The sequence below is a fragment of the Collinsella aerofaciens ATCC 25986 genome (assembly GCF_964259375.1).
Taxonomy (GTDB): Bacteria; Actinomycetota; Coriobacteriia; order Coriobacteriales; family Coriobacteriaceae; genus Collinsella; species Collinsella aerofaciens_BO.
In genome coordinates, this window is the sequence record NZ_CAXVJM010000021.1 from 1 (window position 1) to 15,225 (window position 15,225).

The 15,225-nt window shown below is 60.8% G+C and carries 12 protein-coding genes, 1 tRNA gene and 1 riboswitch; of the genes, 1 reads left to right on the plus strand and 12 read right to left on the minus strand.

The genetic code is table 11. The annotated features are described in order from the left end of the window. The first annotated feature begins 152 nt into the window (after positions 1 to 152). Positions 153 to 228 (plus strand) — tRNA-Val (locus ACEXKH_RS08610). 425 nt (positions 229 to 653) lie between these two features. Here the strand turns inward: ACEXKH_RS08610 and ACEXKH_RS08615 are convergent. The 12 genes from ACEXKH_RS08615 to ACEXKH_RS08670 all read right to left on the minus strand — a co-directional run bounded on the left by ACEXKH_RS08615 (position 654) and on the right by ACEXKH_RS08670 (position 15,188). Beyond that, complete coding sequence (locus ACEXKH_RS08615; protein WP_373573801.1) at positions 654 to 1,937, minus strand: aspartate aminotransferase family protein; 1,284 nt, start codon at positions 1,935 to 1,937, stop codon at positions 654 to 656. Between the two features lie 69 nt (positions 1,938 to 2,006). After that, positions 2,007 to 2,987: an acetylglutamate kinase gene (argB, locus tag ACEXKH_RS08620; RefSeq protein WP_373573802.1), complete on the minus strand. Its 981-nt coding sequence runs from the start codon at positions 2,985 to 2,987 to the stop codon at positions 2,007 to 2,009. Positions 2,988 to 3,068: 81 nt separating this feature from the next. Beyond that, the gene (gene argJ / locus ACEXKH_RS08625) at positions 3,069 to 4,337 is read right to left on the minus strand and encodes a bifunctional glutamate N-acetyltransferase/amino-acid acetyltransferase ArgJ (RefSeq protein ID WP_373573803.1); all 1,269 of its coding nucleotides are present in this window, start codon (positions 4,335 to 4,337) and stop codon (positions 3,069 to 3,071) included. 134 nt (positions 4,338 to 4,471) lie between these two features. Further along, on the minus strand, positions 4,472 to 5,542 hold the full coding sequence (gene argC / locus ACEXKH_RS08630; RefSeq protein WP_373573804.1) for an N-acetyl-gamma-glutamyl-phosphate reductase: 1,071 nt from the start codon (positions 5,540 to 5,542) through the stop codon (positions 4,472 to 4,474). 266 nt (positions 5,543 to 5,808) lie between these two features. Next, positions 5,809 to 6,219, minus strand: coding sequence for a pyridoxamine 5'-phosphate oxidase family protein (locus ACEXKH_RS08635; protein WP_117765162.1), 411 nt, complete (start codon positions 6,217 to 6,219; stop codon positions 5,809 to 5,811). 54 nt (positions 6,220 to 6,273) lie between these two features. Further along, positions 6,274 to 6,720: a pyridoxamine 5'-phosphate oxidase family protein gene (locus ACEXKH_RS08640; RefSeq protein ID WP_373573805.1), complete on the minus strand. Its 447-nt coding sequence runs from the start codon at positions 6,718 to 6,720 to the stop codon at positions 6,274 to 6,276. A 30-nt stretch (positions 6,721 to 6,750) separates the two neighbouring features. After that, entirely contained in the window at positions 6,751 to 7,551 is an 801-nt protein-coding gene (locus ACEXKH_RS08645) for an energy-coupling factor transporter transmembrane component T family protein (RefSeq protein WP_373573806.1), read from the minus strand. After that, positions 7,551 to 9,455 (minus strand): energy-coupling factor transporter ATPase, encoded by a 1,905-nt coding sequence (locus ACEXKH_RS08650; protein ID WP_373573807.1) that lies wholly within the window; start codon positions 9,453 to 9,455, stop codon positions 7,551 to 7,553. The genes ACEXKH_RS08645 and ACEXKH_RS08650 overlap by 1 nt, the downstream gene beginning before the upstream one ends. Next, positions 9,452 to 10,042 (minus strand): ECF transporter S component, encoded by a 591-nt coding sequence (locus tag ACEXKH_RS08655; protein ID WP_040358991.1) that lies wholly within the window; start codon positions 10,040 to 10,042, stop codon positions 9,452 to 9,454. Before ACEXKH_RS08655 ends, ACEXKH_RS08650 begins: the two co-directional genes overlap by 4 nt. A 5-nt stretch (positions 10,043 to 10,047) precedes the next feature. Further along, positions 10,048 to 10,240, minus strand: a riboswitch (FMN riboswitch). 366 nt (positions 10,241 to 10,606) lie between these two features. Further along, positions 10,607 to 12,244 (minus strand): chaperonin GroEL, encoded by a 1,638-nt coding sequence (gene groL, locus ACEXKH_RS08660; RefSeq protein WP_006234938.1) that lies wholly within the window; start codon positions 12,242 to 12,244, stop codon positions 10,607 to 10,609. A gap of 96 nt (positions 12,245 to 12,340) precedes the next feature. Then, positions 12,341 to 12,634, minus strand: a complete 294-nt coding sequence (gene groES, locus ACEXKH_RS08665) for a co-chaperone GroES (protein WP_040358989.1) — start codon at positions 12,632 to 12,634, stop codon at positions 12,341 to 12,343. Positions 12,635 to 13,550: 916 nt separating this feature from the next. Next, the gene (locus ACEXKH_RS08670) at positions 13,551 to 15,188 is read right to left on the minus strand and encodes an amidohydrolase (RefSeq protein ID WP_260698826.1); all 1,638 of its coding nucleotides are present in this window, start codon (positions 15,186 to 15,188) and stop codon (positions 13,551 to 13,553) included. Positions 15,189 to 15,225 lie beyond the last annotated feature (37 nt).

Consider the following 15,225-nt stretch of genomic DNA (forward strand, 5'->3'; position numbering starts at 1 on the left):
CGGATTCGCGCCTCAGGACTCAGCGCAACGCGTTGCGCTGAGTCCTGAGGCTGTTGCAATGAAAATGAGAATCAAGGGCCAAAGTCGCCGCGTAAGTTTCGTTATGGATTAGCGGTGAACAGCACGGGGTTTCCGCTATACTCAATCCCTGCGGGCGATTGGCGCAACGGTTAGCGCAGGTGCTTTACACGCACAAGGCTGGGGGTTCGAATCCCTCATCGCCCACCACTTGATTGAAAAGGCTCCCAGCGATGGGGGCCTTTCCTTTTTGTGCCCAGCGCATGGGATTCGAACCCGCCAGCACGTCTGTCACAAAGGTCGTGGCCAAAAAATGGCAAAAATGAGTACTGCTACCTTGCTTACAACATATCAAAAGATTGTATTTGCTTACGTTACGCAACATATGTCCATTATAAGGACTAACAATCGGATCAAAATCGTGCGTTCATCGCCATTTCGACTTGCCATCTTGCCTTATTAGTCCAAAATTGCTGCGACCAAATCAGTAACAGTACTCATATTTAATGTTTTTTGACCAGCAGGTCTCCCTGCCTTAGCAAATCTAAGGCAAAACGGGCTCCAAACCGCTGAATCATGCCACGTAGACACGTCCGCAGTCCGGAACCCGGTCATAATTAAGTTATTGCGCCGCGTTAGTCCAAGACACCCGATAGGATCTCGATCAGACTGTCCACGTCGGATTCCTCGCAGACGAGCGGCGGCAGGAAACGCAGTGTGTGGGCACCAGTAGCGTTAATCACAGCACCGGCGGCCAGCGCACGGGCAACAATATCATGCGCATCGCCCGCTGCCTCATCCAGGTCGCAGCCGAGCATCAAGCCGCGACCGCGTACCTCGGTAACGTGCGGAAGCTTGGCCAGCGCCTGTTCCATATAGGCGCCCACCTTGGCAGCATGCTCAGCGTAGTCGCCGCGCACGAGCGCGGAGAGCGTCGCGGCGCATGCCGCGACGGCCAAGCAGCTACCGCCAAAGGTCGAGCCGTGGTCGCCGGGCTTAAACACGTCGGCTATCTCCTTCTTTGCCACCACGGCGCCCATGGGAACGCCGTCGGCGATGCCCTTGGCAAGACTCATGATGTCGGGTTCCACGCCATAGGTCTGATAAGCGAACGGTTTGCCGGAGCGGAACAGACCGCACTGGACCTCGTCGGCGATAAGGACGGCACCGGCCTCGTGCGCCAGGTCGCGCGCCGCCGCCATAAACTCCTCGGTCATGGGGTGCACACCGCTCTCGCCCTGAATCGGCTCGAGCATGACGGCGCAGACCTCGCTTCCCAGCTGCTTAAAGATCGAACGCAGTTCGTCGACATCGTTGGGCGTGCAAGCCACAAAGCCACCCGGCAGCGGACGGAAGCTGTCCTGTAGCCAATCCTGCATGGTGGCGGCAATGGTCTCGAGCGTACGGCCGTGGAAGCCGCCGCGCATGCATACGATGGTGTTGCCGCCGTTACCAGCACGCTTGGCGTACAGACGTGCAAGCTTCATCGAGCCCTCGTTGGCTTCGGCACCAGAATTGGCAAAGAACGTCTCCCACACCTGCTCGTCCGCAGCCGGGGCACCGAGCGCAGCGGCCGTGGTCTCATCGCCGGCGGCAATGGCATCGGCCAGCACGCACGCACCATCTACGTCGTCGTTAGCAAGCTTGGACAGCAGCGCCGCGACCTGGCCACGCTGCTCGATGTAGAAGTAGTTAGACACATGCAGAAGCTTTTTGGTCTGCGCCTCGAGCGCCGAGAGCACTGCAGGGTTGCCGTGACCAAGGCTGCACACACCGATACCGGCAAGAAAGTCAAGATACTCACGGCCGTCATCACCGGTGAGCTTCATACCGTGACCTTCGACAAACTCTACTGGAGAACGACCAAAAGTATGCATAACGTAATGGGATTCGAGCGATTGTTGAGCAGCAAGTGACATGGGATGCCTTTCGTTGGGCGCCGTACGGCGCAGGGCTATGTGTGCAGGGACGCGACGACCGCGGGTCAGCTAGACCGTCTGGAGCTTCTCGACCTCGTCGAGGTTCTCGGTCAGGCGCGCCGCAAACGTCGAAAGCGGGTGCGGATGCGTATCGAACTCGTAGGCCGTCTCGGTGGAGTGGATCACGGTACCGACGCCAGCATCGGTCAGCAGCTCCAGCAGCAGCGAGTGCGGCGTCGTGCCGTTGATGATGTGGGCTCGGAACACGCCAGCAGTAAGCGCATCGACGGCGGCGCGAAGCTTGGGGATCATGCCCTTGTCGACTTCTCCGCCGTAGAGCATCTCATTGACCTCATCGAGCGTCAGGTTGGAGATAAGCGAATCCTTGTCGCTAAAGTCCTTGTACAGGCCGTCGACGTCGGTCAAGAAAATCGCCTTGTGCGCATGAAGCGCCGCTGCAACGGCGCCGGCGGCGGTATCGGCGTTGATGTTGAAGAAGCCGCCGTCCTCCCCCGCCGCGACCGTGGCGATAACAGGAATATACTCGCTGTCGAGCAAACGCTCGATATAGTCGGTGTTGACGTGCGTGACCTTGCCTACGCGGCCGAGCTCTGGGTCGAGTGGCTCGGCGATAAGGGTACCGGCGTCGCTGCCGGACACGCCCACGGCCAGGTTACCGTGGTGGTTGAGCGCCGCGACCAGCTCCTGATTGACCTTGCCGCCCAGTACCTCGCGTACGATATCCATGGTGGCAGGCGTAGTCACGCGTTGGCCGTTCTTAAACCCGACGGGGATGTCGTAGTGGCTGAGTGCCTCGTTGATGGCCTTGCCGCCACCGTGCACGATAACAGGGCGCATGCCGATAATCTTGAGCAGGACGATGTCGCTCATCACGTCGCGGCGCAGTTGCTCGTCGACCATAGCGGCACCGCCGTACTTGATAACGACCGTCTTACCGGTCAGGTTCTTAATCCACGGCAGCGCCTCGAACAGCAGCTGCGCGGTAACTTCGTTGGATTCGCTCGAGCGACAATCGCGTGCGAACTTCATAGTCAGCCTCGTCTTTCGTGTAGCTATCGCGCCGCACCTCGTTGCCCGCGATTGCAGCGGGGCGCACGGCACATCGGGAGTCTAGGAACGGTAGTCGCCGTTAATGGAGATGTACTCGTGCGTGAGGTCGCAAGTCCACACGGTGGTCGCCGCGTCCCCTGCGCCCAGGTCTGCCGAGATCACAATCTCGGGCGCCTCAAAACGTCGCAGGGCTTCGTCCTCATCGAAGGGGACCGTCAGGCCATCGCGACAGACGGGCATACCCATCATGTCGATGGACACATCTTCTTGGTTAAACTGCACGCCGCACTTGCCGAGCGCCATGGCAACGCGGCCCCAGTTGCAGTCGTGGCCGGCGATGCAGGTCTTGACGAGCGGCGAGTTGGCGACAGCACGGGCGGCGATATCGGCCTCCTCATCGTTCACGGCGCCGGTAACATTGACCGTCACGAGCTTGGACGCACCCTCGCCGTCGGCGGCGATGTTGCGCGCCAGGCTCTCGCATACCTCGTGCACGGCAAATGCCAGCTCGTCAAAGGCGTCAGTGCCCTCGACGATGGCCTCGGCATCCGCGGCAGCAGTGCCGGAGGCAAGCATGATGCAGGTGTCGTTGGTCGAGGTATCGGAGTCGACCGTTACCTTATTAAAAGTCTGCTTCACAGTCGAGAGCAGCAGGGCATGAAGCGCCGCCGGCTCGACGGGGGCATCGGTAGTAATGACCGCGATCATGGTGGCCATGTTGGGCATGATCATGCCCGAGCCCTTGCACATGCCGCCCACCGTATAAGCGTTGCCCGCATGGCCCGTGGCCTCACTACGATAGCGAACGGCGCACTCCTTGGAGTGGGTATCGGTGGTCATGATGGCACGGGCGGCATCGGCGCCACCATGAGCGGAGAGCGCCTCATAAGCTGCCGGAATCGCCGTCTCAAACGTGTCGATCGGCAGAATCTGGCCAATCACGCCCGTGGAGGCGACCAGGATTTGCTGAGGCTCGCAGCCGATGACCTGCGAGGCGATGTTGCACGTCTCGCGCGCGCAGGCAAGGCCCGTCTCACCGGTGGCCGCGTTGGCGTTACCGGAATTGACCGAGACACCGGCGATGATGCCATAGCCCTTATCGGCACCGCCCAAATTGGCGCGGCTCACCTGCACGGGCGCTGCGCAAAAGCGGTTGGTCGTAAACACACCGGCGCCGGGACAGGGCTTATTGGGCACGACGAGCGCGTAATCCAAGCGCTCGGGATTCTTGCGGAATCCGGCATGGATGCCCGCCGCCTTAAAGCCGGCTGCCGCCGTTACGCCGCCCTCTACGGCACGAATCTTGATATCGGACTGCTCTGTATTCATCGTCTTTATGACTCCTTATGTCAAACAAAAAATGGGCATCGGTTGGTGCGCCATACCAGCCACAATCATGAGACCAGCTTAAGAGTGGCGCCCCACTCGATGCCCGACTACCAAATCGTCAACAATCGAATGTGCTACACCGGGCACGCCACTGTGGGCAAGCCTCGTCGCTCGTCAAAACCAAAGACGATGTTGGCGCACTGGACCGCCTGGCCTGCTGCACCCTTGCACAGATTGTCGATGGCGCCCGTAGCCACCAGAACGCCCGCGCGCTTGTTGAGCGCGAGGCCGATCTGGGCGGCGTTGGTGCCGGCGACCGAAGCCGTCTTGGGCTGCTGGCCGGCATCGAGTACGCGCACAAAGGTGCGACCGGCGTAGAACTGCTTGTAATGGTCGACAACGTCCTCAAGGGTCAGCGTGTCGAGAGCCTGCGGCGCGAGCGGCAGCGTCACCGTGGAGAGCAGGCCGCGCTTGAGCGGTGCCAGATGCGGGGTGAAGACGATGCGGTCGGTCAGGCCAAGAATCTGCTCGATCTCGGGCGTATGACGATGCTTGCCCACGCCATAGGCCTCCAGATTCTCGTCTGCACTGCAAAAATGCGTGCGGGCGTTGCAGGACTTACCGGCACCCGTCACGCCGCTGATAGCGTCGACGATCACGGGGCCGCTCTGGGCAACCCAGCCGGCGCGCACGGCAGGCGCGGCAGCAAGGCTCGTTGCGGTGGGATAGCAACCGGCGCAGGCAACCAGCACGGACTTGCCGCCAGCATAATCGGATGCGGCGGTCTCCAAGTCCCGACAGAACAGCTCGGGCAGACCAAAAGCACGCGTCTTGAGCAGCTCGGGGCTCGTGTGCTCGGCGGCATACCATGTCTCGAACACGGCCGGATCGCTCAGGCGATAATCGGCCGAAAGGTCAAAGCAGGAAACGCCTGTGGCAAGCAGGGTGGGCACCTGCGCCATGGCGGCGGTGTGCGGCACGGCCAAAAAGACAGCGTCGCAGGTCTTGAGCTCGGGGGCATCATGCGTGGTGAATTTCAGATCGCTCACGCCGGCAAAGCTCGGGTACACCGCAGACAGCGGCTGTCCGGCATCGGCATTGGACGTAATGGCAACAAGTTCAAACTCGGGATGGCCGAGCACGAGACGAATGAGCTCGGCACCGGCATATCCTGCCGCACCGACGATTCCAACCTTCAAAGACATATCAGACTCCTTGTCTGCGATTTATGCACCGATGCGCATTTCGCAGCGGTCGTTATGAAGTGGGTTGAAACTTTAGCACCAAAAGATGCATATATACGCAAATCTTTTACATATTCATGCATTGAAACAGTCCCGACACATTCACTCGAAGGAATTGACAAATGAATACGGGCCCCATATTGCCCAGTGCACCTTACGGTGACGTTGCAATGTGGGGCCCGCTACATGCGAGAATTTGAATTGTCGAAGCTTGCTGAGAGACTCGTTTAGAGCTCGATCGGCACCCATTCGTCATGGTTGCAGATAAAGGCCTCGGGTTCCTCCACGCTAAAGAAGACGAGCGTGGGATCGCCTGCGCCCTCGTAGTGCTCGCCTAGGCGCTCCAGGTGCTTCCAGCCTGCCTCGCGCATATCGGGAGCGGCCTGGTCATCAAGACCCGCACGCCCGCGCAAGATGAGCCAGCCATGGCCCGGCCACCAGCTCGTGGCCTCAAAGCGTTGATTTTGCAGCAGCTCTTGCCACACGTCTTTGGTGCGCGCCGTTACAAACCACAGCTTGCCGTCCTGAATCTGCGCAAACGAAAACGGACGCACATGCGGCTGTCCATCCACGCTCGTCGCCAGATACCACGCCGGCACCGACGTCAGATACTCCAACACCGTATTCAATCCGTCCATGTGTCCTCCTGGCACTAGTCTTTTTGGGCCGGGGCTGTTTTAGCTGTCCTAGGGTTAAAGCTCCAGGCGCTCCTCGCTGCCGTCGATATCACAGAAGCGGGCAGCGATATTGCGCACCGAGAAAAACGCAAGGCGACCGTCGTCGGCGCCCTCGTGGTCTTCGCCGATGCCCACCATGTGCTTAAAGCCGGCTTGGCGCACCCGGTCGCTCACGACCGCGTCGTCCTCGAGCGCGGCCTCGCCGGTCAGCACAATCCAACACTCCCCCGGTTTCCAACCCGAAACCTCAAACTTGGGGTTCGCGCTGAGCTCGGCCCACACGTCCTTGTCGCGCGAGGTGCAAAACCACAGTTTGCCATCATCGACCATGGCAAACGAGAACGGCCTCACGCGCGGCTGATGTCCGTCCGTCACGTCGATCGTGGCGAGATACCACGCCGGAATACGCCTAAGATACGAACAGGCGCGCTCGAGCTGCGCCGTGCGGTCGTTGTCGGTCATAGGAATCCCTTTCTTGCGCTCGAATCGCGCCTAAACAAGTTGAAGATTGATGACGATGACGCAGATGAACAGCAACGCCGTCACCACCGCCGCCAATGCATCGCCGCAGCAAAATGCAAGTGCATGCAGTCGCGTACGCCCCTGCTCGCCATGGTAGCAACGTGCATCCATAGCGGCAGAGAGTGTCTCGGCATGACGAAACACACCCGTGAACAGCGGAATTGCCACGCTGGCGAGCATGCGCACGCCGCCGAGCGGGCCTCCCGTCACGCGCGAACCGCGGCTCGCCTGCGCATCGGCCGTCTGCTTCATCTCGGTGGCAAACTGCGGCATAAAGCGCAGCGCGATACCCATAATCATGCCGAGCTCGTGCGCAGGAAGTCCCACACGCGCAAACGGCGCGAGCAGGCGCTCAAAGCCCGCGGTAAGGCCGAGCGTCGGTGTGGTGAGCGTGATAACGCTCATACCGGCCATCATCAAGGTCAGGCGGCACGCCATAAAGACGGCGGAATGCAGCGAGCCCTCGCTTATCTGCAAAAAGCCGAGCTGCCACAGAATGCGCCCGCTCTGGTCGGAAAACAGGTTGAGCACCGCGACTACCGCGACGATCGCCAGCAGCGGCGCCATCGACGACAGGACGCGACGAGCCGGCACCCGGGACACGGTATAGATCAGGACAACGAAGATTGCGACCGGGACCAGTCCGCGGAAGCTGCTGACCGTGAGCGTCGTGATCAGAAAAATAAATCCCAAGAGCAACTTGGTTCGCGGGTCCAGGCGGTGGATTGCACTATCGCCGGGATAGTAGCTGCCAAACGAAAACGCCTCCATTAGCAGCCCTCCTCTCGCGCGACCGTCTTGGATTTAGCAATGTCTGCGACGTTAGAAGGACCGTCCGAGCGACCGATTAGCAGGTCCACCAACTCGTCTACCAGCGACTCAACCGTATAGAGGCCGTCAAAGCGCAGCGGCACGCCCGCTTCCGCGAGAGACAACGCCATGCGTTGAGCGGCAGGTACGCCCAAGCCGATCGACTTGAGCTCATCCGCATGCGCAAAAACCTGAGCGGGCGTGCCCTCGGCAAACACCGCGCCCTCGTTCATCGCGACAATACGGTCACAGCAATTGGCAAGGTCATCCATACTGTGTGAGACCATGACGACGGTCAGGCCCTCGTCATGAAGATGGCCGATGAGCTCCAGGAAATCCCTGCGGGCTGCCGGATCGAGTCCCGCCATGGGCTCATCGAGTACCAGGACCTCGGGCTCCATGGCAAGCACGCCGGCAAACGCCACGCGCCGCTGCTGCCCGCCCGAGAGCTCAAAGGGGCTCTTGTCGCCCACCGTGGCCAGGTCGAGGCCCACGCGCGCGAGCGATGACGCAACGCGTCGGGCAACCTCGGCCTGCGACAAGCCAAGGTTGTGCGGACCAAACGCCACGTCCTGCGCCACGGTTTCGGCAAACAGTTGACGCTCGGGATATTGAAACACCACGCCGACCTTTGCCTTAACCGCGGCGGCATCTTTCTTGTTTACCAGGTCGAGCCCCAACGCGTAAACGGAACCCTCCTGGGGACGAATCAGGCCGTTGAGATGCTGAACCAGCGTCGACTTACCCGAACCGGTATGGCCCGCAAGGCCCAGGAACTCGCCACGACGCACCGTTAGCGACACATTGCGCAACGCCCAGGGGCTGCTAGGGTCGTTGCCCCAGAGGGCCTGCTTGTTCGATGCGCCCTCGGCGGCTGAGCGCTTGTGCCAACGGCGACGCACGCGGGCGCTCAGCGAATAGCTATACGAAAGGTGCGAAATCTCGATGACGGGCTCCAGCGCGTCTGCGCCATCGATTGCAGAGGAGACGTTGTCGGGAATACGAGAATCGGATGCGAAAGGCTTCCCGGCGATGCCCGCCCCACTCCGCTCGGCATAAGCCCGCGCAATCTCGGCGACCATATCCGCCTCGCGCACCTGTGCGCAAATGGGCACGCCCTTCGCGCGAAGCGCCCTGCCAAGACAGCACGATGCCGGCATATCCAGGTTCAGCCGCGCGAGTTCGTCCGCCCGCGTCAAGATCTCCTCGGGCGTACCGAGCATGGCAACGCGGCCCGCTTGGAAGACAGCAATGCGATCGGCCTCAGCGGCCTCTTCCATAAAGTGCGTAATCATCACGATGGTCATGCCGCGTTCGTGCAACGCGTGACAGGCCTTCATAAGGCCCTTGCGCCCGCGCGGATCGAGCATCGAGGACGCCTCGTCCAAAACGAGCACGCGCGGCTCCATGGCGAGCACGCCGGCAAGCGCCACGCGCTGCTTTTGTCCGCCCGAGAGAGCGTGGGTCTCGTGGCGCTCAAAGCCCACCAGGCCCACGGCCTTCAGCGCCTCGCGCACGCGCTGCGCGATCTGGGCCGATTCGACCCCTAAGTTCTCGGGACCAAACGCAACGTCGTCCTCGACAAGCGTCGCCACAAGCTGGTCGTCGGGATTCTGGAACACCATGCCAGCAGTCGAGCGAATGTCGTAGACCAGCTCGGGATCGGACGCGTCCATGCCGTTGACGCACACCGTTCCCGCATCGGGCTGCAGCAGCGCGTTCAGGTGCTTGGCAAACGTCGACTTGCCCGACCCGTTTCCGCCGAGGATGCAGAAAAACTCGCCATCTTCGATGTTCAGATCGATGCCATCGAGCGCCGGTGCAACACCGTCATAGCTAAAGGAAACGCCCCGACACTCAATCATGCGCGACCTTTGACCTGGTCCTTCTTGGGCGTGATGAGATTAGAGACCGCCTTGTACACTGCAAGCGTCAATACCGAGTTAAGCACGGTCTTGATAAGGTTGAACGGCAGAACAGCAGGAAGCATGAGTGGCAAAATCACATCGGCCGAGCCATACCAGAACCAAACGCCGATGGTCAGGTTTGCGACCATAGACAACGCCGTAGCGGCAATAACGCCCAGCGCCAGGCCAATCACGGCGCCCTTATAGGTATGCATCTTCTGGTAGACGATAGCCGCAGGCAGAATATAGCCCAGCGTGGCAACCAAGTTCATAAGCGCACCGACCCAATCGCCCGTGGTAAGCGCATGGATAACGATCGCCATAGCGGCAACAGCGGTGCCGGCACCAGGGCCATACGCAAATCCACACACCATCGCCGGCACCAGCGACGGGTCATACGTCAAAAACGGCGCCGAGGGGAGGATGGGCAGCTGCACATACATAAACAGTGCTCCCAAGGCGCACATCAACGCCATGGTAACGAGCTGTTTGGTGCTCCACCTATTCGTGTTCTCAAAATGGATATGCTGCGACTGTTCAGACATAAGATCACCTGCCTCTTTCATCCGGACTCTAACCGTTGGTACTGGGATCTCACCAGTTCAGCCGGCATGCGAACCAACGCACACACGGGTCGCGGACTCATCGGCTCGGTCGCAGACATCTCACCTGCGCCACGGCGTCCCTTTGACACCGCCCGATTTACCGCCAGTGGGGAATTTCACCCCGCCCTGAAACAGCAATTGCAAGTGTAGCACGAGCAGGTTTTCACGCAAGTATGCCAAGGGTAATTTCTGACGGGGACCAGTTGCCGCAGCAACCACGTTCTCCGTTCACGCCAAAGTGGTGCGCCTTTCGCGCAAAGCGCGAAACAGCAACCGGGACACGTATCCCTATCAGCCACGACCTCCGCCCATGCCGACCTCAAGGCCGTAAACGCAGGGAATCCGGGGGCGTGACGGGGGTTTCTCTCCGGAACATTCCGCACGCAAAGAGGCTCCACAGCGCGAAGCGCGATGCGGAGCCTCTTTGCATGTCCGAGGACGTTCCGGAGAGAAGCCCCCGTCACGCCCCCGGATTCCCGGTGGGAGTTCTAGACCTTGTCGGCCTTAGTACATACCGCCGCCCTGCTGACCAGCGGTAGCAGCAGCGATAGCATCCTCAAGCTGAGTGTTCTTGGGCACATCGGAGACGGTGGCCTCGGTGATGAGAATCAGGCTGGCGACAGAAGCAGCGTTCTGCAGGGTGACGCGGCTGACCTTGACGGGGTCGAGGACGCCCATCTCAATCATGTCGCCCCACTCGCCGTTGGCAGAGTTGAGACCCTGGCCGGCGGGCAGCTCGGCAACCTTGTCGACCACGACAGCGCCCTCAAAGCCAGCGTTCTTGGCGATGGTAGCGACCGGAGCGGTCAGAGCCTTCTTGACGATATCGACGCCAATCTTCTCCTCGGGGTCGTCGATCTCAACAGCGTCGAGCGCAGGAGCAGCGTCCATGAAGGCGACGCCGCCGCCAGCGACAATGCCCTCCTCGACAGCAGCGCGGGTAGCCTGCAGGGCGTCCTCGACGCGGTGCTTGATCTCCTTGAGCTCGGACTCGGTAGCAGCGCCGACCTTGATGACGGCAACGCCACCGGAGAGCTTGGCCAGGCGCTCCTGGAGCTTCTCGCGGTCGAAGTCAGAGGTGGTGTTCTCCATCTCGCCCTTGATCTGAGCGATGCGGGCGTCGATGGCCTCCTTGGAGCCAGCGCCGCCGACGACGACGGTGTTGTCCTTGGAGATGGTGACGGACTTAGCGGTACCGAGCATATCGGCGGTGATGTCAGCGACCTTCACGCCCAGCTCGTCCAGAGCGGCCTGGCCACCGGTGAGGACGGCGATGTCCTCGAGGATGCGCTTGCGGCGATCGCCGTAACCCGGAGCCTTGACGGCGCAGACGTTGAGAGCGCCACGGATCTTGTTGAGGACCAGGGTCGGCAGAGCCTCGCCGTCGATGTCCTCAGCGATGATGAGCAGGCCACGGCCGGCGCGCTGGACAGCCTCGAGAACAGGCATGATGTCCTGGACGCTGGAGATCTTCTGGTCGGTGATGAGGATGTACGGATCCTTCATCACGGCCTCCATGCGGTCGTTGTCCGTGACGAAGTAAGCGGAGACATAGCCCTTGTCGAACTGCATGCCCTCGACGGTGTCGATGGTGATGTCGAACGTCTGGGAATCCTCGACGGTGATGACGCCGTCCTTGCCCACGACCTCCATGGCCTCGGCGATCTTCTCGCCGACCTCGGGGTCACCAGCGGAGATGGTGCCGACGGAAGCGATCTGCTCCTTGGTCTCGACCGGCTTGGCCTGCTTCTTCATCTCGGCGACGGCGGCGTTTACAGCCTTGTCGATGCCGCGACGGATGGCCAGCGGGTTGGCGCCGGCGGCGACGTTGCGCAGGCCGTCGTTGACGATGGCCTGGGCGAGCAGGGTTGCGGTGGTGGTGCCGTCACCCACGGTGTCGTTGGTCTTGGTGGCGACCTCCTTCACCAGCTGAGCGCCCATGTTCTCGATGTTGTCCTCGAGCTCGATCTCCTTAGCGACGGAAACGCCGTCGTTGGTGATGGTCGGGGCACCGAACGTGCGCTGCAGAGCGACGTAACGGCCCTTGGGGCCCATGGTGACGGTAACGGCGTCGGCCAGAGTGTTGACGCCCTTTGCGAGCTTGGCGCGGGCATCGGTGTTGAACGTAATGTTCTTTGCCATGGTAGGTAATCCTCCAAAAGAAATGTGACTCGCGTCGCCGCTTCCGAGTCCTATACGGCGGACGCGTTCAAAGACGAATCAGAGATTCTGACGAGACTAGGCCTCGACGACGGCGTAGATGTCGTCGGCGCGCATCAGCAGATACTTCTCGCCGTCGACCTTGACCTCGTTGCCACCGAACTTACCGTAGATGACAACGTCGCCGACCTGAACGTCCATGGGGATGCGCTCGCCCTTGTCGTTGACCTTACCGGCGCCAACGGCAACGATGGTGCCGCGCTGCGGCTTCTCCTGAGCGTTGCTGGCGATGTACAGACCAGAAGCGGTCTTCTGCTCGGCCTCGTCGGGCTTGACCAGGACGCGATCTGCAAGCGGCTTCAAAGACGACATGCTTGTTTCCTCCTTTTTGGGCCGCGCGGTTGAACCGTGCGGGTTAACCCTTTTTGTTTGCGTACGCGTTGAATGGTACCCACGAATGGCGGGTTATACAACACAGAGTCAAAAAATCTTATTTTTTGGCACTTAGATTTTCTGAATGCCGAGGGATAACTTAGCGGTGGCCCCCGTGTGGCTCCGGAGGGGCGGGCATAAGGTTTCCTGCTCGGGCAGTCCTGCTCGCACGAAGGCCACATTAAGTGGCCTTCGGCTCGTGCGGAACTCGCGATAAACCTTATATCCCGCCCCTCCGGCGCCACACGGGAGCTGAGTCAACGTTATCGGGCCCGGCATTCAGAAAAGTCAGTGCAGCAAAATGGCGATGCGGATAGGAACGTAGGCATGGTTTTCACTGCACGCTCGGGTCCCCTGGGGAGCACCGTGCATTTTTTCGAGTATTCAGCAGGCCAGGACGGCTGCATACGCGCCGGACAAACCATATTGGTCCCAAGGACGCCTTCGACCGGCGATTTGAGTCGGCAGACAAACCCCGTCAGGACAAAAAGGCATGCTTCGCGCCACACCGGACCGCAAAATAACGTCGAGCTCCGCGATGTTACCTGACTGTAGCGGCATCGGCGGGGCTTGCGGTGCTGAATACTCCGTTTTTTGCACGGCCCAAGCGGGGGTACATCAGGACCAGAAAAATCAATCCAACCTTTTTATGCAATCTGCAATGGGAAGTATTCAAAACACCAAGAGACAGCATTACTGGCGTCCAAATTGAGCGCGGGGCAGCGGCGCCTCCGCCCCGCGCCCAAATCAAGCAGAGCGGGGGCGCTCCTAACGGACCCCATAGGCAAACAAACGCGGCTCGAGCGCCATCCCAAAATAGGCTGCCCGAGCCGCGTTTAACGGTACGGCATGAATATTAGCGCTCGTAGATTAAGTTACCTGCCAGGTAGGTGGCCTGAACTTTGGTGTCCTGGAGTTCTTGGGGGTCAATGGTGAGCGGGTTTTGGTCCAGGACTACCAGATCGGCGTATTTGCCGGGTTCCAGGCTGCCGAGGTTTTGCTCGTCGCCCGCTGCGTACGCGCTGCCAAGCGTGTAGTTGCGCAGGGCAGTTGCCGCGTCGATACGCTCGCTGGGGAGCCAGCCGCCCTCGGGCCAGTGGCTGCGGGGGTCTTGGCGCGTGATGGCCGTGTAGAGCACGTTCATGCTGGTAACGGCTGTGATGGGGCTATCGGTACCGAAAGCTTGGCGGATGCCGCGCTGCTTATAGGTCGCAAACGGCCACATGATGCGGCTGCGTTCCAGGCCCAGGTCGCGCTCCGGGCCACCCGGGTCGAGCGTGATGTGGCAAGGCTGGCTCGAGGCAATGACGTTGAGTTTGCGCAGACGATCGATGTCCTGAGGCAGCAAATTCTCCAGATGCTCGAGTGTGTTATGACCGTGCTGGGGCAAGCCGTAGAGCTCTGCCGCCTCCTCAAAGATATCAAGTGCGGCATGGATGGCACCGTCGCCGATAACGTGGATGCGCACGGTGTGGCCACGCTCGGCTGCCGCCAGAACCAACTTGCGCATGCGCTCGACAGGAACCGTCAGGCGACCCTGGTCGCCCGGGAAGCGCGGGTTAGTATAGGGCTCAGTGAGGTATGCGGTATGCTCGCTCGACACGCCGTCGAAGAACTGTTTAAATCCTGGCGCCGAGAGCAGCGCGTTGTTCGCGTAGCGGGTCTGGAGTTCTTCCAAGCGCGATTGGTCATCCAGCAGCGTGGGAAACAGATGGGCGCGGATGCCCAGCTTGCCGGCGGCCTGCAGCCTGTCGTAAACATCGTCGCGAATAAAGTCGCAGCCTGGCATGGGCATGAGCGACATATCGCAGATTGAGGTGATGCCTTGCTCGGCCATACGCTTCATCTGGTCGCCGTAAGCGCTCGCGATGCGGTCCTCGCCCAGCCATTCCAGGCAGCGCGGCAGCAGCTGCATAGCAGCTGCCTCGTGGGCAATACCCGTAAGCTCACCGTTTGAGTCTTTGTCGTAACTGCCACCCGCCGGAGGCTCGCTGTCACGCGTCACGCCGAGGGCTTCGAGTGCGCGGCTGTTGAGCCACAGCGTATGCCCATCGCCCGAATACATAACACAGGGGCGACCGGGGAAGGCGGCGTCGAGGGAGGCCTTGGTAGGATGCTCGGGCGGATCCCAGCGGTAATCGCGCCAGCCCTGGGTCACGACCCAGGCGTCGTCGGGCAGGCCCTGGGAAAACTCGAGCGCATGCTGCACCAGTGCCGCCTCGGACGTGCCCATATCCATGAGCATATACGGAGAGGAGCCAACCGAGGTATGGAAGAAGTGCAGATGAGCGTCATGGAAACCGGGGCAGACAAACTGCTCGCCGTAATCGACCACCGGCGTGGCGGCAGGTGCAGCGGCAATCACGTCATCGGGCGCGCCGACAGCGACGATGCGATCACCCGCGATGGCAATCGCCAGCTCGCGGGCGGTATCGATGCCGTCTTGCGCGGTAAAGACGTTCTTGGAGCGAATAATCCGATCGATATGTTGCATGGGCATCCCCATCTCTGGCAGGTAATTCAACACCCCG

What these genes read in the sequence shown, in the direction of transcription:
- ACEXKH_RS08615 (WP_373573801.1), bottom strand. Translation starts at nt 1,937, where the DNA reads ATGTCACTTGCTGCTCAACAATCGCTCGAATCCCATTACGTTATGCAT.
- argB (WP_373573802.1), bottom strand. Translation starts at nt 2,987, where the DNA reads ATGAAGTTCGCACGCGATTGTCGCTCGAGCGAATCCAACGAAGTTACC.
- argJ (WP_373573803.1), bottom strand. Translation starts at nt 4,337, where the DNA reads ATGAATACAGAGCAGTCCGATATCAAGATTCGTGCCGTAGAGGGCGGC.
- argC (WP_373573804.1), bottom strand. Translation starts at nt 5,542, where the DNA reads ATGTCTTTGAAGGTTGGAATCGTCGGTGCGGCAGGATATGCCGGTGCC.
- ACEXKH_RS08635 (WP_117765162.1), bottom strand. Translation starts at nt 6,219, where the DNA reads ATGGACGGATTGAATACGGTGTTGGAGTATCTGACGTCGGTGCCGGCG.
- ACEXKH_RS08640 (WP_373573805.1), bottom strand. Translation starts at nt 6,720, where the DNA reads ATGACCGACAACGACCGCACGGCGCAGCTCGAGCGCGCCTGTTCGTAT.
- ACEXKH_RS08645 (WP_373573806.1), bottom strand. Translation starts at nt 7,551, where the DNA reads ATGGAGGCGTTTTCGTTTGGCAGCTACTATCCCGGCGATAGTGCAATC.
- ACEXKH_RS08650 (WP_373573807.1), bottom strand. Translation starts at nt 9,455, where the DNA reads ATGATTGAGTGTCGGGGCGTTTCCTTTAGCTATGACGGTGTTGCACCG.
- ACEXKH_RS08655 (WP_040358991.1), bottom strand. Translation starts at nt 10,042, where the DNA reads ATGTCTGAACAGTCGCAGCATATCCATTTTGAGAACACGAATAGGTGG.
- groL (WP_006234938.1), bottom strand. Translation starts at nt 12,244, where the DNA reads ATGGCAAAGAACATTACGTTCAACACCGATGCCCGCGCCAAGCTCGCA.
- groES (WP_040358989.1), bottom strand. Translation starts at nt 12,634, where the DNA reads ATGTCGTCTTTGAAGCCGCTTGCAGATCGCGTCCTGGTCAAGCCCGAC.
- ACEXKH_RS08670 (WP_260698826.1), bottom strand. Translation starts at nt 15,188, where the DNA reads ATGCAACATATCGATCGGATTATTCGCTCCAAGAACGTCTTTACCGCG.